The sequence below is a fragment of the Micromonospora echinofusca genome, assembly GCF_900091445.1.
GTDB classification, from domain to species: Bacteria; Actinomycetota; Actinomycetes; order Mycobacteriales; family Micromonosporaceae; genus Micromonospora; species Micromonospora echinofusca.
In genome coordinates this window covers 2,237,353-2,259,359 of sequence record NZ_LT607733.1, presented here as the reverse complement: position 1 = coordinate 2,259,359, position 22,007 = coordinate 2,237,353, and the positions used below count along the sequence as shown (strand labels likewise).

General features: G+C 73.6%; 14 protein-coding genes. 4 read left to right on the top strand and 10 right to left on the bottom strand.

Translation table 11 applies throughout. The features are described from left to right. Positions 1-2: 2 nt before the first annotated feature. From GA0070610_RS10035 to GA0070610_RS10020, 4 genes are all read left to right on the top strand, one after another. Positions 3-2,903: an ATP-binding protein gene (locus tag GA0070610_RS10035; protein WP_231926029.1), complete on the top strand. Its 2,901-nt coding sequence runs from the start codon at positions 3-5 to the stop codon at positions 2,901-2,903. A 62-nt stretch (positions 2,904-2,965) separates the two neighbouring features. Further along, entirely contained in the window at positions 2,966-4,405 is a 1,440-nt protein-coding gene (locus GA0070610_RS10030) for a nitroreductase family protein (protein WP_088999773.1), read from the top strand. Between the two features lie 191 nt (positions 4,406-4,596). Further along, on the top strand, positions 4,597-5,988 hold the full coding sequence (locus tag GA0070610_RS10025) for an N-acetylmuramoyl-L-alanine amidase (RefSeq protein ID WP_089003393.1): 1,392 nt from the start codon (positions 4,597-4,599) through the stop codon (positions 5,986-5,988). A 265-nt stretch (positions 5,989-6,253) separates the two neighbouring features. Next, the gene (locus tag GA0070610_RS10020) at positions 6,254-8,515 is read left to right on the top strand and encodes a catalase (RefSeq protein WP_088999772.1); all 2,262 of its coding nucleotides are present in this window, start codon (positions 6,254-6,256) and stop codon (positions 8,513-8,515) included. A gap of 82 nt (positions 8,516-8,597) precedes the next feature. Here GA0070610_RS10020 and GA0070610_RS10015 read toward each other — a convergent pair whose 3' ends face one another. From GA0070610_RS10015 to GA0070610_RS09970, 10 genes are all read right to left on the bottom strand, one after another. Continuing rightward, positions 8,598-9,521, bottom strand: a complete 924-nt coding sequence (locus GA0070610_RS10015; RefSeq protein WP_197697821.1) for a peptidoglycan DD-metalloendopeptidase family protein — start codon at positions 9,519-9,521, stop codon at positions 8,598-8,600. Positions 9,522-9,590: 69 nt separating this feature from the next. Then, a complete protein-coding gene (locus tag GA0070610_RS10010) occupies positions 9,591-10,013 on the bottom strand; it encodes a DUF6234 family protein (protein ID WP_088999771.1) in 423 nt (140 codons plus the stop codon). Positions 10,014-10,179: 166 nt separating this feature from the next. After that, the gene (locus tag GA0070610_RS10005) at positions 10,180-14,523 is read right to left on the bottom strand and encodes a S8 family serine peptidase (RefSeq protein ID WP_157747115.1); all 4,344 of its coding nucleotides are present in this window, start codon (positions 14,521-14,523) and stop codon (positions 10,180-10,182) included. A gap of 192 nt (positions 14,524-14,715) precedes the next feature. Continuing rightward, a complete protein-coding gene (locus tag GA0070610_RS10000) occupies positions 14,716-15,435 on the bottom strand; it encodes a thioesterase II family protein (protein WP_157747114.1) in 720 nt (239 codons plus the stop codon). A 10-nt stretch (positions 15,436-15,445) separates the two neighbouring features. Continuing rightward, complete coding sequence (gene asnB / locus GA0070610_RS09995) at positions 15,446-17,284, bottom strand: asparagine synthase (glutamine-hydrolyzing) (protein WP_088999768.1); 1,839 nt, start codon at positions 17,282-17,284, stop codon at positions 15,446-15,448. Further along, a complete protein-coding gene (locus tag GA0070610_RS09990; protein ID WP_088999767.1) occupies positions 17,281-18,660 on the bottom strand; it encodes an aminotransferase class III-fold pyridoxal phosphate-dependent enzyme in 1,380 nt (459 codons plus the stop codon). Before GA0070610_RS09990 ends, asnB begins: the two co-directional genes overlap by 4 nt. Further along, positions 18,657-18,956, bottom strand: coding sequence for a chorismate mutase (locus tag GA0070610_RS09985; RefSeq protein ID WP_088999766.1), 300 nt, complete (start codon positions 18,954-18,956; stop codon positions 18,657-18,659). Before GA0070610_RS09985 ends, GA0070610_RS09990 begins: the two co-directional genes overlap by 4 nt. Then, positions 18,953-19,684: a methyltransferase domain-containing protein gene (locus GA0070610_RS09980; protein ID WP_088999765.1), complete on the bottom strand. Its 732-nt coding sequence runs from the start codon at positions 19,682-19,684 to the stop codon at positions 18,953-18,955. The genes GA0070610_RS09985 and GA0070610_RS09980 overlap by 4 nt, the downstream gene beginning before the upstream one ends. A 61-nt stretch (positions 19,685-19,745) precedes the next feature. Next, positions 19,746-20,537 (bottom strand): class I SAM-dependent methyltransferase, encoded by a 792-nt coding sequence (locus GA0070610_RS09975; protein ID WP_088999764.1) that lies wholly within the window; start codon positions 20,535-20,537, stop codon positions 19,746-19,748. 31 nt (positions 20,538-20,568) lie between these two features. Then, on the bottom strand, positions 20,569-22,005 hold the full coding sequence (locus tag GA0070610_RS09970) for an aldehyde dehydrogenase family protein (protein ID WP_088999763.1): 1,437 nt from the start codon (positions 22,003-22,005) through the stop codon (positions 20,569-20,571). Between the last annotated feature and the right edge of the window lie 2 nt (positions 22,006-22,007).

Sequence of the window (22,007 nt, the reverse complement as noted above, 5' to 3'; positions counted from 1 at the left end):
GTGTGTACCGCTCCTCGAAGTTCATCGGTCGGGACGTCGAGCTCAGCGCGGTGCGCAAAAGCCTCGAATCGGCGCGGGCGGGCCGCGGCGGCGCGGTGTTCGTGGTCGGCGAGAGCGGCGTCGGCAAGTCCCGCCTCGCGTCGAGGGTCGCCGAGCTGGCCACCGCGTCGGGCATGCGGGTGATGCGCGGCCGGGGCAGCACGATCGGCACGGCGGTGCCGCTGCGGCCCCTGACCGAGGCGCTGCTGTCGCTGCTGCGCTCCGGGCCGGTCGATCCCGGCGCGCTCGGCCCGTACGGCCCGATCCTCGGCCGGCTCGTGCCCGACTGGGGGCGACCGCCGGCCGATCAGGAGAACGCGTCCCTGGTGATCCTCGCCGAGGCCGTCCTCCGGCTGACCGGGGTGGCCGGCGCGGGGCGGGGTTGCCTGATGCTGCTGGACGACCTCCAGGACGCCGACACGGAGACGTTGACGGTGCTGGAGTACCTCATCGACAACCTCGCCCTGCAACCAACCTTGCTGCTGGGAGCCATCCGGGCGGAGCCCTGCGCGGCGTCGACCATCGCCCGGTCGGCCGCCCAACGCGGTCAGTGCGAGCTCATCGAGCTGGGCCGGCTCGACGACGACGAGCTGCGGCAGATGGTCGGCGCGTGCCTCGACGCCGACCCGCAGCGGGTGCCGGCGGCCGCGCACGCCCTCGTCTCGACGGGCAGTGCCGGCAACCCCTTCCTGATCGAGGAACTCGTCGCCGGCATGGTCGACGGCGACCTGCTGATCGGCGGCCCCGAGGGCTGGCGGATGTCCGAGGAGCTGCCCGCCGGCCTGCCGAGCACCCTGGCGAGGGGCATGGCGCAGGGGGTCGAGCAGCTCGACCCCCGGGCCCGGGAGCTGCTCTCGATGGGTGCGCTGCTGGGGCAGCGTTTCCCGCTGGCCGTGGTGCAGGCGGCCACCGGGCTGAGCGACCGGGGCGTGCTGGAGCACCTGTGCGGTGACGTCGCGGCGCGGCTGGTCACGGTCGACGACCAGCTCACCGACTGGTACGCCTTCCGGCACCGGCTCACCCGGGAGGCGCTGCTCACCCTCCTCGGTCCCGGCGACCGGGCCTGGCTCGCCCAGCGGATGGCCGAGGCGGTGGAGGCGGTCTACCCCGGGCTGCCCGGGGAGTGGTGCCAGGTGTCGGCCACCCTGCACCTGGAGGCCGACAACCCGGAGACGGCCGGCCGGCTGTTCACCGAGGCGGGCCGGCGGGCGATCGCCCAGGGCGGCGCCACCACGGCGGTAGCCCTGCTGGACCGCGCGATCGGCCTGCTCGGCGACGATCCCATGGCGCGCGCGGCGGCCCTCGAAGCCCTGCTGCACGCCCTGGCGGAGGCGGGGCTGGTCGAGCGGGCGCTCGCCTCGGTCAGCACCCTCGACCAGATCGGTGGCGTCGACCCGCGCCGGCGGGCGCAGCTGCACACCCGGCTGGCCTGGGCGGCGACGGTCGCCGGCCGGTCGGCCGAGGGGCTGGCCCAGGTGGAGCAGGCGCGGGCCCTGCTCGGCCCGGACGCCGCCGCCGAGGACACCGCCCCGGTCGACGTGGTCGCCGCCCACCTGGTGCTGGACACCGCCGGCCAGGACCAGCTCGCCACCGCCGAGGCGCTGGCCCGCCGGGCCGCCACCGTCGCCGAGACCGTCCCGCTGCCCGTGGTGGCCTGCCAGGCCTGGCAGCTGCTCGGCGCGCTGGTCCGGCACCGCGACCCGGCGGAGGCGACCCGGTGCCTGGAACGGGCCCTGGCGATCGCCGCGCAGCACCGGCTGCCGATCTGGGAGATCCACGCGCTGATCCGCCTCGGCAACGACGACGCGCTGCGCGACGCGCGCCTGGACCGCCTCGAACAGGCCCGGGAGCGGGCCACCCAGGCCGGCGCGGTGACCGCCCGCCACCAGGCGGAGGCGAGCCTCGCCCTGCACGCGGTGCTGCGGGGCGACTTCGACACGGCGGCCGCCCTCGTCCAGCAGGTGCTGGCCGCCACCACCCGGCTGAAGCTGCTGGAGACGACCCAGTACGTGCTGCTGGTCAGCGCCGTACTGGCCGCGCACCGGGGGCGCCGCCGGGAGATGGAGCACGCGCTGGCCGAGTTCCGCCGGTGGAGCGGCGACCAGGCCCTGCACGCCACCCGCGTACACGGTCTGGCCCGGGCCTTCTGCGCGCTGCTGGAGGAGGACCGGCCCCGCGCCCTCGACGAGCTGGCCCGCGCGTTCGACGCCGAGGCGCAGAGCCCGACGGTCTTCCACCTCTCCGGCCGGCACGGCCTGCACCTGCTGCTCCAGGTCATGTCGGGTGAGGCCGGCTGGCCGGCCTACGAGGCGGTGCAGGGCGACTCGGCGAGCAGGCTGCGCTGGGACCTGCAGTTCGCGCTCTTCGCGAAGGCGGTGCTGCTCGGCCGCTCCGGTCGACCGGAGGCGGCGGCGCAGGCGGCAGCCGAGGCGATGCGGGCCGGGGCGCCGTACGCGATGAGCCGGCACCTCGCCCTGCGGCTGGTCTGCGAGGCCGCCCTCGCCGACGGCTGGGGAACGCCCGTGCAGTGGCTGCGCGCCGCCGAGGAGCACTTCCACTCGAGCGACGTGCCGGCCGTGGCCAGCGCCTGCCGGGCCCTGCTGCGCCGGGCGGGCGTACGGCTGACGCAGCGCCGCTCCGGCGCGGGCGACATCCCCGCCGAGCTGCGGTCGGTGGGCGTGACGGTGCGGGAGTACGAGGTGCTGCGGCTGCTGGTCGGGCGGCTGAGCAACCGGGAGATCGCCGCCCGGCTGCACCTGTCCCCGCGCACGGTGGAGCGGCACGTGTCCAGCCTGTTGGGCAAGACGGGCCTGCCGAACCGGATCGCGCTCAGCGAGTTCGCCGCCGAGATGGAGAGCGCCTGACCGGCGGCGGCGCCCCGGCCGCGCGGTCCCCGTGGGGCGTCGCACGCTGGCAGGATGACCGGATGGACCTCGACACCGGCGCCGGGCTGCTGCACCGGCTGACGTCCTACGAGCCGGGCCGCGAGTGGGACGTGCCCGTGGACGATCCCCGCGTACGCCACGACCTCGTCCCGAACGACCCCGCGACCCTGCCGCCGCCCATGAAGGGCTACCCGGACGGCCCCGCCGTCCTCGCCCTGCCCCGCGACCTGCCCGATCCCGGTGTCCCCGCGACCGCCGTGCTGGCCGGCGTCGCGTCCCCCGCCCGGCCCCTCGACGCCGCGCAGCTCGGCCGCGTCCTCTTCCTCGGCGCCGGCGTCGTGCGCACCGCCGAGCGCAACGGCCGCCCCGTCCTCTACCGCGCCGCCGGCTCGGCGGGGGCGCGGTTCCCGCTGGAGGTCTACGCCAGCACCCGGGGCGTCGCGGGGGTGCCCGACGGCGTGCACTGGTACGACGCGCGGCGGCACGCGCTCGTCCGGGTGGCGCCCGCCGCGGCCGGGGCGGTCACGACGCTGGTGGTCACGGGCGTGCCCTGGCGCACGGGTTGGCGCTACGCCGAGCGCGGCTGGCGTCACCTCTACTGGGACGCCGGCACGCTGCTGTCCCAGCTGTCGGCGGCGGCCGCGAGCGCCGGCCTGGCGCCCCGGCTGCGGTCGCTCTTCCCGGACGCCACCGTGCGCGCGCTCGTCGGCGCGGACGGGGTGCACGAGTACCCGCTGGCCCTGCTGTCGTTCGGCGACGGCGAACCGGCGATCCGGCCCACCGGGCCGGCGCTCCCCGGCGAGCTGCCCCCGGTCGAGCTGCCGCTGTGCACCGCCGCGCAGCGCGCGGGCGAGCGGGACGTGCTCGGCGCGCCCTGGCCGTCGGCGGAGCCACTGTCGACGTTCCCGCCGTCCGACCCGCTCGACGAGGTCGTCCGCCGGCGCGGCTCACAACGGCGGATGGACAGGTCCCGGACGCTGCCGCGCGCCCTGCTGGAATGGCCCCTGGCCGCGGCCCTGCGCGGCGTGCCGGTGCCGCACTGGGTCGCCGTGCACGGGGTCGACGGCGTGGCGCCCGGCCTCTACCGGTGGCCCGACCTGTCGGCGCCGCTGCGCGCCGGCGACCTGCGCGACGAGCTGCTGCGGGTCTGCCTGGACCAGGCGCTCGCCGGCGACGCGGCCTACGTCGTCGTGGCCGCCGCGCCGCTGTCGGCGCTCGACGACCGCGGCTACCGCGACGCCCAGCTCGCCGCCGGGCTCGTCGAGGGCCGGCTGCACCTCGCGGCGTACGCCCTCGGCGCGGGCGCCTCCGGCATGACCTTCCTCGATGCGGCGGTCCCGGGTCTGCTGGCCGAGCCGGACGACCTCGCGGCCCTGCTCTTCACCTGCGTGGGCGTGCCGGAGTACCGCTCGCGGGCGGGCGGGCGGCCGGGCGCCCCGGTCGAGGTCCGGCCGGTCATGCCCCGCCTCGGCGGTTCGTGACGCCGGTCGCGCCGCGCGCCCAGCACCCCGCACGCCGCCGACCGAGGGCGGGATCGCCCGCCCCACTGATGAAGGTTTCCGTCATCGCCGCCATCGAGGGCGGAAGGGATTTACATCGACTCGCGTCGCGGTGTACGGTACCGCCACCCGTCGACTTCAATCGATGTCGACGAATATCGGGAGGGGTGCAGATGACTGCTCGACCCGTCGCGCGACGCAGGCGTGGGCTGCTCGGCGCCACGTTGGCCGCGACCCTGGTCCTGTCCGGCGGATCAGCCATGGCCGCCGCGCCGGTGTCGGCCGCCCCGGAGGCGGGCCCACCGGCCGCCGCCCGGCTGGCCGCCGCCTTCGACACCGCCGCCGGCCGCTACGACGTCCCCCGCGACCTGCTCGTCGCCCTCGGATACGCCGAGACCCGCTTGGACGGGCACGGCGGCGCCCCCAGCGCGGCGGGCGGCTACGGCATGATGCACCTGGTCAGCAACCCCAAGCTGCGCACCCTGGACGAGGCGGCGCGGCTGACCGGGCTCAGCCGTGGCGCGCTGCGCGCCGACCCCGCCGCGAACATCACCGGGGCGGCTGCCGTCCTGCGCTCCTACGCCGACCGGGCCGGCCTGGACGGGGCCGAGCGCGACGACGTCGACGAGTGGTACGCCCCGGTCGCCCGCTACGGCGGGGCGGCCAGCCCGGCGCTCGCCCGGCTCTACGCGGACGCCGTCTACGACCTGCTCGGCACCGGCTTCGACACCGGTCCCGCCGGGGTGGGCAGCGTCCAGGGCCGCCCGGTGGCGCCGGAGCGGGACCTGCCGGGCGCCTCGGACGAGGTCGGCATCCTCAGCACCGACTACGGGCCGGCCGCCTGGGCACCGGCCAGCACCAGCAACTACACGGTGGCGAGCCGACCCACCAGCCACCCGGTGCGGTACATCGTCATCCACGTCACGCAGGGCAGCTACGCCGGCTCGATCAGCTGGTTCCAGAACCCGGCCGCCAAGGCCAGCGCACACTACACGTTCCGCTCCTCCGACGGGGCGGTGACCCAGTCGGTGCGGGAGAAGGACATCGCCTGGCACGCCGGCAACTGGACCTACAACACCCAGTCCATCGGCATCGAGCACGAGGGGTACGTCGACAACGCGGCCTGGTTCACCGACGCGATGTACCGGGCGTCGGCGACCCTGACCCGCAGCCTCGCCAACAAGTACGGCATTCCGAAGGACCGGGCGCACATCATCGGTCACCACGAGGTCCCCGGCGCCACCCACACCGACCCGGGCCCCCACTGGAACTGGACCTACTACATGCAGCTGGTCAACCAGCAGAGCGGCGTCGGCTCCGGCACGGTGAACACCGAGGGGGTGAGCCTCAACGTGCGCTCCGGCCCCGGCACCGGCTACAGCGTCGTGGGTTCCGTCGCCGACGGCGCGGCCGTCAGCATCTACTGCCAGGCCGTCGGCACCACGGTGACCGGCCCCTACGGCACCACCAACGTCTGGGACCGGATCGGCACCAACCGGTACGTCTCAGACGCCTTCGTCCTGACCGGTCACGACGGCTTCATCCCCGGCGTGCCGCGCTGCTGACCGCCACGGCCGATGCCGTCCGCCCCGCCGGCGGACGGCATCGACGCGTCACAGCCGCGCGACGACCAGCTCGCGGAAAGCGGGTCCCGGGCGCGGCCGCGAGCGGCGCGGCGACGATCTCGTGGAGGGGCCGGAAGCGATGCGCCACGGGCGCGTGGCCCTCGCGGTGCACGTGGATGCCGTACGCGTCCCCGTTTCCCCGGCCCGGCTGGGGGTACGGGCCAAGACGCCTGCTCAACGCCGCTTTCACGGAGGAACTCGTCAGATGGATGTCAGCAAGCCCGCCAAGGCGGTCAGGGACGTCGTGGGAACCGCAGCCGGAAAGGTGGCCGACGCGCTGAGCCCGGACGTGCCGGGCGCGCCGGGTAGCGCCCCGCCGACGGTCGAGGAGCCGACGACGCCACGCGAGCCGTTGCCGCCCAAGACGGAACAGGGCGCGCCCGAGACCCGTACGCCGACGGGCGCGACGACCGGCGCGCCGACGACGGCGAACGGCCAGCAGGGCGCCTTCCTCACGACGGCGCAGGGCGCGCGGCTGCGCGACACGGACCACTCGCTGAAGGCCGGCCCGCGCGGTCCGGTCCTGCTCCAGGACCACCACCTGCGCGAGAAGATCACCCACTTCGACCACGAACGCATCCCCGAGCGCGCCGTGCACGCGCGTGGGGCCGGCGCGCACGGCCTCTTCGAGGCGTACGGCACGGCCGAGGGCGTGACGAAGGCCGGCTTCCTGGCCAAGGGCAGGACGACCAACGTCTTCGTCCGGTTCTCGACCGTCCTCGGCTCGCGCGGCTCCGCCGACACGGTCCGCGACACCCGTGGCTTCGCGACGAAGTTCTACACCGACGAGGGCACCTTCGACCTGGTCGCCAACAACATGCCGGTCTTCTTCATCCAGGACGCCATCAAGTTCCCGGACATCATCCACGCCGGCAAGCCGCACCCCGACCGGGAGATCCCGCAGGCCCAGAGCGCGCACGACACCTTCTGGGACTTCGTCTCCCTGCACACCGAGGCGCAGCACCACACCATGTGGAACATGTCCGACCGCGGCATCCCGCGCTCCTACCGGATGATGGAGGGCTTCGGCGTCCACACGTTCCGGCTGGTCAACGCCGCCGGCGAGACGGCGCTGGTCAAGTTCCACTGGAAGCCCAAGCTCGGCGTGCACTCCCTGACCTGGGAGGAGGCGCAGCTGCTCGGCGGCATGGACCCGGACTTCCACCGCCGGGACCTGTACGACGCCATCGAGGCCGGCGCCTTCCCCGAGTGGGAGCTGGGCCTCCAGGTCTTTCCCGACACGCCCGAGGAGACCTTCGCCGGGATCGACCTGCTCGACCCGACGAAGATCGTGCCGGAGGAGCTGGCGCCGGTGCAGCCGGTCGGGAAGCTCACGCTCAACCGGACGCCGACGAACTTCTTCGCCGAGACCGAGCAGGTCGCCTTCCACGTCGGCCACCTGCCGCCGGGCATCGACGTCACGAACGACCCGCTGTTGCAGGGCCGGCTGTTCTCCTACGTCGACACGCAGCTCACCCGACTGGGCGGGCCGAACTTCTCGCAGATCCCGATCAACCGCCCGCACGCCCCGGTCAACGACATGCTGCGCGACGGCTTCCACCAGCAGGCCGTGCACGCCGGGGTCGCGCCGTACCGGCCGAACTCGCTCGACGGCGGCAACCCCTTCCCCGCCGGGGACACCGACGGCGCGTTCGTCGACGTGCCGGTGCAGGTGACGCAGGCGCCCAAGGTGCGCGCCAACCCGGTCTCGTTCGACGACCACTACAGCCAGGTCCGCCTGTTCTGGCTGAGCATGTCGCCGGTCGAGAAGGAGCACATCGTCCGCGCCTACACCTTCGAGCTGGGCAAGTGCTACCACCAGGCGATCCGGGAGCGCCAGCTCCAGTGCCTCGCCAACATCGACCCGGTGCTGTGCGCGGAGGTCGCCACCGGGCTGGGCCTGCCCGCGCCGGAGCCGACCGTGCCGCTCGCCGACGCCGCGCCCAGCCCCGCGCTGTCGCAGGTCGGCAGGCAGTGGCCGGCCGACGGTCGCACGGTGGGGATCGTCGTCGACCCCCGCGCCGGGCTCGACGACGTCGACGAGGTACGCCGGGCGGTATTCGCCGCCGACATGGTGCCGCTCCTCATCGCCCCGCACGGCGGCCGCGTGGGCGACCTGCCCGTGCAGCGCACCTTCGCCACCGGCCGCTCGGTCGAGTTCGACGTGCTCCTGCTTGCCGGGGCGCCGGCGCCCGCACCGGACGCGTCGCCGGCACGCGACGCCAAGGCGGGCGCGGCCGACTCCGCCACCGTGGATCCGCGGGTGCTGCTGCTGGTCGACGAGTGCTGGCGGCACGCGAAGGCGATCGGCGCGTGGGGCGCCGGCGTCGACGTGCTGAGCCAGGCCGGGGTCGCCGGCACGCCGGGCGTCGTCGCGGGTGGCTCGGGGGCCGAGGTCTTCGCCGCCGTGCAGCGGCTGCTGGCCGCCCACCGGGTGTGGGAGAGGTTCCCCGCCTCGGTCGCCTGACGCGTTCGTACGTCGACGAGGGCCGTCCTCCGCAGCATCGGGGGGCGGCCCTCGTCGGCGGTCCTGTGCGCCCGACGGGCGCTCAGTCCCACCTGTCCTGGTTGAGGAAGCGGGCGAAGCCGCGCCACGAGTTGGGGCCCATCACCCCGTCGATCGGGCCGGTGTAGCCGTGGCCGGAGGCCAGGCGCTGCACGGCGCGCCAGGTGTTCGGGCCGGGCTGGCCGTCGATCGGTCCGGTGTAGCCGTAGGCCCGCATGGCCCGCTGGAGGGCGGCGTACGTGTTCGGCCCCGGCACGCCGTCGATCGGGCCGACGTATCCGGCGGTGAGCCGCAGCCAGTTCTGCATGCGCTGGTAGCAGATGGTGCCGGGAATGCCGTCGTACTCGGTGGAGGTCTTGGGCAGCCGCCCGGGCACGGGGTTCTGCCCGATGTAGGCCAGCGGGTTGATGCGTACGCCGGCCGGATTGATCATGTGCCAGTGGACGTGCGGCCCGGTGGAGGATCCCGAGCCGGGCGCGCCGGCCGCGCCGCCGGAGAGACCGACGACGGTGCCGCTGGACACGGCCGCGCCGTTGCCGAGCAGGAACTGCGACAGGTGCATGTACTGGCTGCGGTACCCGTCCGCGTGCTGGATGGTGACGGTGTGCCCACCCGTGCCGTTGTACGGGATGTTCTGCACGGTGCCCGCGCCGCAGGCGGGCAGGCGGGTGCCGACCGGCATGCCGAAGTCGACGCCGCCGAGCGAGCCCCGGTTCAGGTGGTCCTGCCAGGTGCCGGTGACGGGGTAGCCGGAGAAGGGGTTGTAGATGGCGGGCGCGGCGTACGCGCGGCCGGGGACGGCCAGCCCGGCCAGGGCGCCCGCGCCGAGGGCGGCGCCGAGCAGCACCGCCCGGCGGTCGATGCCGGTGACCGGCGGGCCGTCGCCACAGCAGGCGGGCGGGTCGAGCTGGTCCATCACGTGCTCCCTGCTGGTCGGGGTGCGCCGGTCGAGGCAGTGACGATACATAGCCACATGCCGATCTGTCGACTGCCCGGCCCCGATCGGGCGCGCGGCGGGCCCGCCCACCCGGAGCGCTCAGCCGCCCGGGCAGCGGCTGTCGCCGCCGCTGTGCTCCTGGCAGGTCGTCGGCGCCGGGACGGGCGCGGCCGGCGGCCTCAGCGAGCGCGCCGCGTCCGCCACCGCCGGCGTCAGCGCCGCCGTGATCACGACGGCCAGGAACGCGTAGACCAGTGCGGTGCGGCGGTACCGGCAGCCGAACGCCACCAGCGCGATGACGGCCGCTCCGCCCGCCGCCACCACCGTCAGGAGCAGCAGTGCCCGGGCGGAGCGACGCCCGATCTCCGCCGCCCGCGCGTCACCGTTCGAGTGGTGGTCGGCCCATCCCTCCATGCCGATGGTGAACAACCACCACAGCAACGCCAGGCAGGCCACCACCCAGAGCGCCGTCAGGAGCACCAGGGCGTACCGGGGGCGGGCGGCGGATGTCGACGGGGTCATGGCGTACAGCCTGGCGGAGTCGGGGCTCCGGGACGTGAGCCCGCGTACTCACCGCACGCACCCATCCCGGCCGCCCGAGGAGCGGCGGCCCGCCGGTGCGGTCGCGGGGGGCGAGCGCACCGGCGGGGGTGGCCACGTCAGCGACGAGCCGGGCGGGGCGGCCGGCTCACCACCCTCGGCACTGGCCGGCGGCGGGGCCGCCGACCGTGTTGGGCACCCCGCCGTCCACCGGCGGCGGCTGGTTGCCCACGCACCGCAGCGGCCCGTCGATCCGGTTGCCGGAGAGCACGACCGGTGTGTCGCCGGTGCGGCTGTCGACCACGCCGACCGGGCCGGTCACCCGCGTCCCGGCGATCAGGACCCGGCCGGTGACGCCGGTGACCGAGAGCGGGCCCTCGATCCGGCTGCGCGTCAGCTCCACCACCGAGGCCCCGGTGGCGGTCACCGGCCCGACGACGCTGGCGTCGAGCGCGAACAGCCCCGCGCCCCTGCCGACGCTCACCGGTCCGGAGACCGCGGCGCCGGGCGCGAGGCAGGCCACCCCGGCGCCGACCAGCAGCGGCCCACGGCGCTCGCCACTGACCACCTGGGTGCAGGTCTGGTCGGTGACCTCGAGCGTCACCGGCAGCGTCACCAGGGGGGTGGTGGGGTCGTCGCTGGTCACGCAGAGCTGGGCCCGGTACGTGCCGGCGGCCAGCCCGGTGCTGTCCATCGAGATGGTCACCTCGCTGGATCTGCCGGCGCCGGTGCCGGCCGCCGTACGCGACGCCGTCAGCCACGGCACCTCGTCGGGCGTGACGCACGGCTGGAGGTCCGGCAGCCGTACGTGGGTGATGAAGCGGGCCGCCCCCTTGTCGTTCTCGACCTCGACCAGGCGGCCGGAGCGGTCGATCTCGTGGACCCCCTTGGAGCTGGTGGTCAGGATGTTGCCGTTGCCGAGCGGGTGGACGCCCTGGTATCCGCTTCCGCCGGGGGGCGTGTAGACGCCGATCAGCTTGCCGTCGCGGTCCATCTCCCAGACTCCCGGGGTGGAGCCGCTGCCCCAGCTCGCCGCGAGCACGTTGCCGTTCGGCAGCTCCGCGAGCTGGCCGGGCCAGCTCAGCCCTTCGAAGAAGCGGGCGTTGGCGCGGGAGCCGTCCTTCGTGAAGCTGTGGATGGCGTCGCTGTCGCTGGCGGAGACGAGCATGTCGTCGCCGCGGAACAGGATCCCCCACGGCCCCTTGAGCCCGTCGGCGCCCGGGGCGACGAACGTGCCCAGATACCTGCCCTCGGCGTCGAACTCGACCACGGAGTGGGCGTTCGCCTGGGAGGCGACCGTCACCAGCACGGTGCCGCGCGGCGAGAGCGCGATGCCCCGGGTGTTGCCCATGACCGTCGGGTCCTCCGCACCGCCGGCGGGGGCGAAGACGCGCCGGAAGCTGCCGTCCAGGCCGTGCTCGGTGACCACCGAGTTGACCTGGTCGGACATGAGGAAGCCGCTGCCGTCCGGCTTCGCGACGACCTGGAACGGCGTGTAGAGGTTGCTGGTCGGGTCGAACTTGAAGTGCGGGATGAACTGGGGGTCGATCAGCTTGCCGGTCTGCGGATCGAACGCCATCACCCCACGGGTGGCGCTGCCCGAGTTGGGGATCAGCAGGACGCCGTCACGCAGGAGCCGGATCCGCTCGTCGTCGGGGCCGGCGTCCGGGTCGTCCAGCCGCCAGTCCAGCACGCCGTGCCCGGCGTTGCGTACCGCGAACCTCTGGCTGGTGACCAGCCCGGCCGGCTGCCGCGCGGAGAGCGACCTGGGTGCCACCTCGATCTTCGGCACCGGCACCACCGTCAGTTCCAGCGCGATCGTCGTCGTCGGCTGGTCCTGGTCGTTGCTGGCCAGGCACAGGTTGGCCCGGAACACGCCACCGTCGTCCAGACCGGTCGAGTCGAGCGTGATCTGGATGTCCTGACTCTTGAACGCGCCAAGGACGCCCTGCGCCGGGGTCACCTTGACCCAGCTCGGCCAGGCGCATTCGTCGCCGTCGCCGGTCGCCCGCCAGGTGAGTTCGGCGCCGCCGGCGTTGCCCACCCTGACGGTGTGGCTCTCGTTCTGCGCGACGTCCATGCTGGAGCTGAGCTCGGTCCTGTCGACCGTCAGGTCCGGGGCCGCGGGAAGGACGGCGACCGGGAAGTGCGCCTGGGCGATCGGCTGCCCGTCCGGCGCGTGCCGGGCGTCGGTGGTCAGGTCGATCGCACCGAAGAGCCAGTTCTTGCGGGCGGTCCCGGTGACGTCCAGGGTGATGGTCAGTTCCTGGCTGGCGCCGGGCGCCAGGGTGAACTGCGTCGGCGCGACCGTGATCCGCGCCCCGGTCGGGGCCTGCGGCGCCACCTGGTAGGTCGCGGCCACCTTGGCCACGCTGGACACCGTCCGGGTGACGGTGCAGACCTTGAGGCAGTGGTGCTCGACGACGGCCGGCAGGTTCAGCGTCTGCGGGTCGCCACCGGCGTCGGGGTTGGCCGCGACGAAGTTCGCGGCGGTCTCGTCGAGCACGATGCCGGTCCGGGCGGCCTGGGCCAGGTTGATCCGGCCGGAGCCGATGTCGAACGCGTCGGCCGGCGTGCGGCCGTCCTCCTTGACCACCCCGTCGCGGTCCGCGGTGACCGCCAGCGCGGACCGGATCCGCGTCGGCGACCAGTCGGGGTGCAGTGCCGACAGCAGCGCGCCGGCGCCGGCGACGTGCGGCGACGACATGGACGTGCCCTGCATGAAGGCGTACGTGGCCGAGTTGTCCTTCGTCGCCATGGTGGCGGCGAGGATGTTGCGGCCCGGGGCGGCCACGGTGGGCGCGAGCATGTCGAACTTGCTGGGTCCGCGCGAGCTGAAGTCGGCCACGACGTCGGTCCAGTCACCGTTGCGCAGCACCTCGCTGCCGGGATCGACGCGCACGGTGACGGGGCCGTCGGTGGCGGCCGCGTGGTCGCGCAACCGCTGCCCGTCGGCGAGGGAGACCATCACGGCGGGGATGCTGGTCCCGGCGAGCGCGCCCATCGTGATCGGCGGGCCGCTGTACTGGTTGTGCACGACCACGCCGGTCGCACCGGCGGCGGTGGCGTTCCTGACCTTCACGGAGAAGTCGCAGCCGCCCCGGGGCAGCAGGGCGACCTTGCCGCTGAACGCCGCTGCCGGGAACGGAACGCAGGCCTGCACGTTGTCCGCGTCGACGGCGCCGGAGTACCGGATCTGACCCTCGATGGGCGGGTTCGGCGAGTTCTCCCCGATCACGGCGGCGATGCCGGTGAGCGCCGCCGGGACGGGGGTCGGGCCCGTCACGTCGAGCCGGTGGGCGATGACCCGCTCGTGGCTGACCGCGGCGACGGACATGTTCCACGGCGCGGTCTTCGCGACGGTGCTGGCGCCCGGGCCGCTGTTGCCGGCGGAGGCGGCGACGAAGATGCCGGCCGAGTACGCCTCCAGGAACGCCTGGTCGACGAGGTCCTTCCAGGGATCGTCGCGACCGGAGATCGAGTAGTTGAGGACGTCCACGCCGTCGGCGATCGCCTGGTCCACGGCGGCGATCGTCGCCGAGGAGAGGCAGCCGATGGCCATGCAGACCTTGTACGAGATGACGTTGGCCCGCGGCGCGACCCCGGAGACCGTGACCTTGTGCGTGCTCGTGCCGACGGTCATGGTCGCCTCGTGCCGGTTGCCGGCGGCGGTCGACGCGGTGTGGCTGCCGTGACCGTTGTCGTCCCGGGCGTCGGCGCCGACCATCGACCAGGCGCCGATCAGCTTGTCGTTGCAGATCGCCTTGTGCTGGGCGTGGGTCGGGGCACAGACGCCGACATACTTGCCCGCACCGTACGGGTTGGTGTGCCGGTAGCCGTCGCCGTCCACGGCCGCGAACGACGGGTGGTCGGGGTTGATGCCGGAGTCCAGGATCCCGACGATGGCGCCCTCGCCACGGGTGCCGACGTTCTCCGCCGTCCGGCCCTCCCACACCGCGGGCGACTGGATCAGCGCGTTGCTGGTGTCGGTCGTCAACTCCAGGACCTCGTCAGGTACGACGGCGCTGACCCCCGGCAGGGCGGACAGGTGCGCCGCCTCGTCCGCGCTGACCTCGACCGCCAGGCCGTTGACCACGTTGCGGTAGGTGTGGGCGACCCGCACGGAGCGGCCCAGGATCGCCTCCATCTCGTCCACCAGCGTGTCCTGCTGCCGCGCCAACTCCTGCGCGTAGGAGGTGCTCGCCGCGGACCGGGTGTCGATCCTGCCGGTGCGTGCCGGCCTCGCCCGCGAGGCGGCCACCACCGACGGCTCGTCCATCTTCACCAGCCAGAGCCCGCTCTTGGGCTGCGCCTTGCTCGACGCCGGGCGGGCTGACCCCGCGCCGGTCGTGTCGCCCGCTGGCAGCGGTGCCGCCACGACCGGCGCGGGGGCCACGGCGAGCAGCATGGTGCCCGCCGCCACCGCCGCGACCAGCCGGACCGGCGTGCGCCAGCGGGAGGGGAACGTTCTTCGACCGGAAGACGGTGCCACGGTGAGCTCCTAAGTCACGTCGGCGGCGCGATGGGTGCTGTCTCGCTGCCTGGCCAGAGCCGGGGAGGTGCTCGCTGCGGCTGGGTGCGATCGGGTGAAAACCTAGGTGATCACGAGGAGCAAGGCAATGGCGTACGTCCATGCGTAGATTCCGCCGGCGTCGCCGGCCCGGTCCGGTGGCGGGGCGGCTCGTCAGCGGGGCGGCGACGCGAGCGCGGCGGTGAGCCCTTCGGCCAGTTCGTCGACGTGGTTCATGAAGAAGTAGTGCCCGCCCGGAACCAGGCGCACCGGCGACGGCTCGGCGGTGTGCGCGCTCCACCCTGCGACGTCCTCGACGGTCAGCTCGGGGTCGTCGATCCCGTGGTAGGCGCGCACCGGGATCGGCAACGGTCCGCGCGGGACGTGACGGTGCCCCAGCCCCAGGTCGTTGTCCATGCGTACCTGGCGCACCATCAGCGCCCGGAACGTCTCGGGCAGCTGGTGCCACGCGGACCCGGACGGCCAGCTCTGCCCGAGACGGTCGAGGATCTCCTCGTCGGAGTGCTCGGCGAGGGGCTCGAACGCGGGAGCCGTCTGCGGGGGATGGCGCCCGGAGACCAGTAGCGCGCGGGGCCGGGGCAGTTCCCGGTCGATGATGTGCCAGACCAGCTCCAGGGCGATGACGGTGCCGAAGCACGCCGCGAAGACCACGTACGGCTGCCGTGCGAGCCGCGGCGCCAACTCGGCAGCCAGCTCGGCGACGAGACCGTCGACGGTCTGCCCCGGCGGCTGACGCATCCGTCGGCCCCGTCCGGGCAGGTCCGGCACCACCACCGTGACGCCGTCCGGCAGCGCCTTGCGCAGCGGGGCGAACATGCCCGTACCGCCGCCGGCCGGCGGCAGGGCAACGACCAGTCCCTGCGAGTCCGTCACCACCGGCTCCTCACACGTCCAGGGTGATGTCGTAGCTCGTCAGCCAGTGATTGAGTTCGATCAGCCCCTCCATGGTGGCGCGGCTGTCGGCGGGCGCGTCCGCGGCGACCATGCGCCGGACCGTGTCGGCGTTGAGCAGGCGGACGACGGGCTCCTCCGGCCGGGCGGTCAGCGCCGCGAACTCGGCGCGCAGCGCGGCGAGGTAGGCCGGGTCCTGGGTGCGTGGGAAGTGGCTCTTGCGCCGCTGCCGGACGCCCGGCGGCAGGACGTCCTCGACGGCCGCGCGCAACAGGCTCTTCTCGAAGCCGTCGAACGACTTCATCGCCCACGGCACGTTGACCACGTACTCGATCAGGCGGTGGTCGCAGAACGGCAGCCGGACCTCCAGCCCCGCCGCCCGACTCATCCGGTCCTTGCGGTCCAGCATCATGGGCGAGAACCGGGTGAGGTTCAGGTAGGTCAGTTCCCGCATGCGCCGGTCCTGGTCGGGTTCGCCGGGCAGCGTGGGCACCTCGTCCAACGCCTCACGGTACCGGCGCTTCTGGTAGCCGGGGACGTCCAGCCAGGCGAAGAACGCGGGGTCGAAGACGCCGCCGCCCGAGCCTTGCTCCGGCGGGGTCCGGGGCAGCCACGGGAAGGTGTCCGCCGCCACGGCGGCCGGGTCGTGGTACCAGCTGTACCCGCCGAACAGTTCGTCCGCCGACTCGCCGGACAACACCACCGCCTGCCGCTGCCGGACGGCGCCGAACAGCAGGTAGAGGGAGGCGCTCAGGTCACCCATCCCGGTCGGCAGGTCCATGGCCCGCAGGACCGCCCCCCGCAGTCCCGGGTCCATCAGCTCCGCGCTGTCGAGCACGATCGCCTCGTGGGTCGTGCGGGCGTGCCGGACCACCTCGGCCACGAACGGCGCGTCGGGGGTGGTACGCATGTGGCTGGCCTGGAAGTGCTCGGCGTAGCCGACGAAGTCGACCGAGTAGGTCCGGAAGGCCGCCCGGCCCTGCGCGGCGCGCGTCCGGGCGGCCAGGACCGAGATGGTGCTCGAGTCCAGCCCTCCGGAGAGCAGGGAACACACCTCCGTGTCCGCCCGCAGTTGCCGCTCGACGATGTCGTCGAGCAACTCCCGCACGGTGCGGATGGTGGTGGGCAGGTCGTCCGGATGCTGGTGGGCCGGCACCCGCCAGTAGCACCGCTGCGACCGGCCGTCCCGGCGCAGCCGCAGCAGGTGCCCCGGCGGCAGCTCCCGCAGCCCCGCCACGATGGCGTGCCCGGGTGTCTTGACCACCGAGACGATCTCCCGGAAGCCGTCGGCGTCGACGCGGCGCGGGACCCGCGGGTGCGCGAAGACCGCCTTCGGCAACGACCCGAACAGCACGCCCGACGGCAGGTCGAAGTAGTAGAGCGGCTCGACGCCCATCCGGTCGCGGACGAGCAGGAGTTCCTGCTCCCGGACGTCCCAGACCGCGAAGGCGTACATGCCGTTGAGGCGGTCCACGCATCCCTCGCCCCACCGCAGGTAGGCCCGCAGGACGGTCTCGGCGTCGTCCGGGCCGGTGAACCCGTGCCCCAGCTCCGCCCGCAGCTCGGCGCCGTTGTGCAGGGTGCCGGCGAAGACCACCGTGGCCAGCGGCGTACCCGCCTCCGAGACCGAGTGGATGCCGCCGCCCGCCGCCCCGGAGGCGGTGGGTCCGCCGTGCGGACCGGGCCGTACGGCGCCGAACAGGGCGGGGCCGGCGGCCCACCGGTCGGCTCCTCCCCCGCCGTCCACCAGGGCGGCGATCATCGCGTCGGTGACCGTGGGCTCGCCGGTCGGATGCCGGTCGAAGTCGACCCAGCCCGTGATGCCGCTCATGTCGTCACTCCCGTCGGTCCTGTGGTCACGCGCCGGTGCCCGCCGAACACGGCGGTCAGCGCGTCGGCGACCGCCTCGATCCCGCGCTCGAGCTCGGTCTCGGTGATGATCAGTGGGGGAAGCAGGTGCACCCGGTTGGCGGCCACGAGCGGCCACACGCCCCGCTCGCGGCAGGCGGCGAGCAGCTGCGCCATCGGGGGTGCGAGCGGCCCGGGAGCCGCGTACGGCGCCAGCGGCTCGCGGCTGTCGCGGTCGCTGACCAGCTCGATCGCCCAGGCGAGCCCGACGCCGCGCACCTCACCGACCACGGGCACCCGCTGCGCGAGCCGCGCCAGCGACGGTCCGAGCACCGTACGGCCCAGCAGTTCCGCCCGCTCCACGAGCTTGTCGTCGCGCAGGACGCCGATCGACGCGACGGCCGAGGCGCACGCCAGCGGATGGCCGGAGTAGGTCAGCCCGCCGGGGTACGGCCGGTCCTCGAAGTACGCGGCGACCCGCTCGCCGACGGCGACTCCGCCCATCGGGACGTAGCCGGAGTTGACCCCCTTGGCGAAGGTCAGCAGGTCCGGCACGACGTCGTGGAGGTCACCGGCGAACCAGGCACCGCACCGGCCGAACCCCGTCATGACCTCGTCGGCGATCAGCAGGATGCCGAACTCGTCGCACAGCTCGCGGACGCCGGGCAGGTAGCCGGGCGGGGGCACCAGGACACCGTTGCTGCCCACCACCGGTTCCAGGATGATCGCGGCCACCGTCTCCGGCCCCTCGTATCCGATCAGCCGGCGCAGGTGCCGCAGGGCGCGCTCGCACTCCTCCTCGGCGGTGGTGGCGTGGAACTCCGAACGGTAGAGGTAGGGCCCGAAGAACCGCACCGTCCGGGAGCCGGGCGGCTCGGCCGACCAGCGCCGGGGGTCGCCGGTGACCGCCATCGCGCCGTCGGTCGCCCCGTGGTATGACCGGTGGGCGGCCAGCACCTTGGGGCGGCCGGTGACCAGGCGTGCCATCCGCAGTGCGTGCTCGTTCGCGTCGGCGCCGCCGTTGGTGAACAGCACGGAGCGCATCGCGTCCGGCATCGTGTCGAGGATCAGCCGCGCCGCCTCGTCGCGGACCTCGTACCCGTACGACGGCGCCAGGGTGCACAGCCGCGCCGCCTGGGCACCGACCGCCTCGACCAGCACCGGGTGCTGGTGCCCGAGGTGCAGGTTGCCGAGTTGCGAGTGCAGGTCCAGCCAGCGGTTGCCGTCGCGGTCCCAGAACCAGCAGCCGGCGGCGCCGTCGACGCGGACCTGCCGGGCGGCGCCCTGGGCGGACCAGGGGTGGAACACCGGTCGGGAGCGGTCACGGGAGGCCGATGGGACGCCCGTCGGCGGGTTCATCGGGCCGCTCCCGAGCCCTGCCGGCTGATGCGCAGGATCACGGCGGCCAGTTCCGCTCCCCTACTGCCGAGAACGGCGGTGTACCGGCTGACGACGACGTGCTCCCGCCGGGTGGCGATCCGCGAGCCGCCCGCCGAGATCCGGATGGCCTGGATCTCGGCGGACACCTCGCGGCGGCGCCTGATCAACGCGAGGATCTCGTCGTCCAGGAGGTCGATGGTGCCCCGCCGGACGATGATCTCCTTCTGCGCGCGCAGGTCGTGTTCGACCCCTGTTCCTTCGTCGTCCCCGCTCATTTGATCGCCAGGAATCCCTCGAAGCAGACGTACTTCTGCACCGTCATGACGTCGACGAACCCGGCACGGGCGAGCAGGTCGTGGTTTCCCTGCGTGGAGAACGGTTCAAGGACGCGCTTGAGGCTGCGGCTCTTCGCCACGATGTCCTCGGCGGTGTAGCCGCGGCTGAGCTTGTACTCCGTGTACAACTGCGTCGCGATGTCCTGGAACCGCGCGTCGGGAGCGCGGACCTTCTCGAACATCATCAGGGCGCCGCCCCAGTTCAACGCCGAGTAGATCTCGTTGAGCACGTCCTGGCGGAACTTGGGCGGCACGAACTGCAGCGTGTAGTAGAGCACGACGAAGTCGGCGCGTTCCAGGGACAGCTGCGCCAGGTCCGCCAGGACCACCTCGACCGCGTCGTAGGGCCGGCACCGCTGGCGGGCCACCGCCACCATGTCCGGCTCGCAGTCCACGCCGATGACCCGCACGTTGTGGTGGCGGTGCCGCTGCGCCAGACGGCTCGTCAACGCCCCGGTCGAACAGCCCAGGTCGTAGACCACGCTGCCGTCGGCGACGAAGAAGTCCGACAGTTCCTCCACCAGTTCGTGCCCCGAGTCGTACAGGGGCACGCTCTTGGACACGTGCGCGTCGAAGTTGACGCTGGCCTCGCCCGCGAACGACCATCCGGCGTTGGGCGCCTGGATGCCGTCACCGACGGTGCCCGGCTTCTCTGTGATGTCGGTCATCCTCGTCTCTCCCCCGATCGATTCGTATCGGCTTGCACCCGCCCGACGGTCGGACGGGTCGTCAGTTGTCGGCCGCCCTGGCGACCCAGACCATCTGCCTGGCCTTCGGGCCGAACGGGGCGCCCTGATAGGAGCCATGGATCTCCTCGAACACGAATCCGGCGTCGCGGATGAGCCGCTGCAACTCGGCCGGATGGCGGTAGTGGAGCGTCTGCATCGAGTGACGCCGCTCCAGGACGAGCCCGTCCTCGTCGAGGATCTCCGTGATGCGCCGACGCGTGGCCACCTGGGTCACCTCGGTCACCGAGGTGTAGTCCCAGACGGCGACCCGCTGGCCCGTACGCGGGTGGCGGACCTCGGCGACGAACAGCAGGCGGTCCTGCTGGGCGGCGAGATCCTCCCAGTGCAGCACCGGCACCCCCGTCGCCCACCGTCCGCCGGGCGCGAGGTGCACCCGGACGGTCTCCAGGGCCGCCTTCAGCGCCTCGTCGGTGGGCAGGAAGAACAACGGCTGTCCGCCCATGGTCACGAGGGGGAACGTGCGGTCCAGGCGGACGGTGCACATGTCGCCCTCGACGAACGACGCCACGTCGGCGACCCCCTCCGCCTCCGCCCGGGAGCGCGCCTGCGCCAACATGGCGGGAGCCAGGTCGACGCCGACCACCTCGCCGGCCGCCTTCGCGCAGGGGATCGACACCCGGCCGGTCCCGCACGCGAGTTCGAGCATCGGGCCACCGTGCCGCTCGACGAGGTCGCGGTAGAACGCCACGTCGGTCTGGGCGCGGCGGCCCGGCATCACGTCGTACAGTTCCGCCTCCAGGGCGAACGCCTTGGTCACGTCTGCGGTGCTCACAACCGTCCCTTCCCGCGGCGCAAGGGCGCCGTCATACCAGCGTGTCGTCGTACAGGGCGTCGCATACGGGCCCGACGGAGCGGCCGTGGGCGGACCAGTGCCCGCCGAAGAGCTCCTCCTCGGTACGGAGCTGCCGCTGGACGGGACGCGACACCGACGTGTAGTTCACGAAGTTGCGCCAGGTGACGTTCTCCGACTGCGCGCACCCGCCCCAGCTGCCGCTGGCGACGGTTGAGGTGAAGGGCAGCCCGTTCTCGAAGCTGCCGCTGTTGCCGACCGCGGTCGACTGGTTGACCATCACGCGGCAGAGCCGGACCCGCTCGGCGAGTCGGGCCACCCTGTCGGGGCGGTGGCTGTGGATGCCGCAGCTGTGTCCGCGCCCGCAGGCGTCGGTGATCGCCGCCACGGCGGCGACCGCGTCGTCGAAGTGCCGGTACGGCGTGAGGGTCACCACCGGTGCCAGCTTCTCGGTGAACAGGACGTCGGCCAGGTCGACGTCGGGGACCCGGGCGATCAGCACGGACGTCGAGTCCGACGAAAGCTGGATCTTCGCCTCGGCCGCCAACGTGGCGGCGGAGCGTCCGATCACGTCCCGGTTGAGCCGGCCGTCGCCGTTCCACAGCAACGTCCGGAGGCGGGCCGTCTCCTGGTCGTCGCAGAGATGCGCGCCGGCACGTGCCAGTTCCGCCGCGAACGGAACCTCGACGGTCGCGTCGACCAGGACGTTGCTCTCGGAGGAACACGAGGTGCCGTTGTTGAAGCCACCACCGTGGACGATCTTCGTGGCGGCCTCCTTCAGGTCGGCGCTGTCGTCCACGACCACGGTGGCGTTGCCGACCCCGGCGCTGATCGCGGGCGTTCCGCTCATGTAGGCCCGGGCCACCGTGCCCCCGCCGCCCACGGCGACGACCAGGTCGGCGGCCCGCATGAGCGCCTCGGCCGCCTCCCGGTTGCTGTGTTCCAGGCACTGCACCAGGTCGACGGGGGCGCCGACCTGCGCCAGCGCCGCGCGCATCACCTCGACGGTGCGCAGGACCGAGATGCGGGCGCTGGGGTTGGGGCTGAAGACGACGGCGTTGCGCGTCTTCAACATCGGCAACGCGTTGCCGATCACTCCGCTGCACGGCGCGGTGCTCGGGCTGGCCACCGCGATCACGCCGATCGGCTTGGCGAGCTTCTGCACCCCCAGGTCGGGGCGGTCCTCGACCACGCCGACCGTCGTCACCCCGTGCAGGTCCTGCAACGTGCCCAGCACCCTGCGGCGGTGCAGGGTGTAGAGGTGCTCGCGGTCGCCGAGGCGGGTCTCGTCGTAGGCGAGCGTCGAGAGCGCGCGGGCCTGCTCGGGCGCGTAGCACCGCCAGCCCACCGCCGCGACGACGGCGTCCACCCGGTCCTGCGACCAGTGCTCGGCCTGTGCCTGCGCCGCGCGAGCCCGGGCCAGGGCGGCGGCCACACTGTGTGTCACCATGC

Bases quoted from the DNA above. Each gene is read 5' to 3' on its own strand.
- GA0070610_RS10030 (WP_088999773.1), top strand. From the start codon at position 2,966: ATGGACCTCGACACCGGCGCCGGGCTGCTGCACCGGCTGACGTCCTAC.
- GA0070610_RS10025 (WP_089003393.1), top strand. From the start codon at position 4,597: ATGACTGCTCGACCCGTCGCGCGACGCAGGCGTGGGCTGCTCGGCGCC.
- GA0070610_RS10020 (WP_088999772.1), top strand. From the start codon at position 6,254: ATGGATGTCAGCAAGCCCGCCAAGGCGGTCAGGGACGTCGTGGGAACC.
- GA0070610_RS10015 (WP_197697821.1), bottom strand. From the start codon at position 9,521: ATGTATCGTCACTGCCTCGACCGGCGCACCCCGACCAGCAGGGAGCAC.
- GA0070610_RS10010 (WP_088999771.1), bottom strand. From the start codon at position 10,013: ATGACCCCGTCGACATCCGCCGCCCGCCCCCGGTACGCCCTGGTGCTC.
- asnB (WP_088999768.1), bottom strand. From the start codon at position 17,284: ATGAGCGGCATCACGGGCTGGGTCGACTTCGACCGGCATCCGACCGGC.
- GA0070610_RS09990 (WP_088999767.1), bottom strand. From the start codon at position 18,660: ATGAACCCGCCGACGGGCGTCCCATCGGCCTCCCGTGACCGCTCCCGA.
- GA0070610_RS09985 (WP_088999766.1), bottom strand. From the start codon at position 18,956: ATGAGCGGGGACGACGAAGGAACAGGGGTCGAACACGACCTGCGCGCG.
- GA0070610_RS09980 (WP_088999765.1), bottom strand. From the start codon at position 19,684: ATGACCGACATCACAGAGAAGCCGGGCACCGTCGGTGACGGCATCCAG.
- GA0070610_RS09970 (WP_088999763.1), bottom strand. From the start codon at position 22,005: ATGGTGACACACAGTGTGGCCGCCGCCCTGGCCCGGGCTCGCGCGGCG.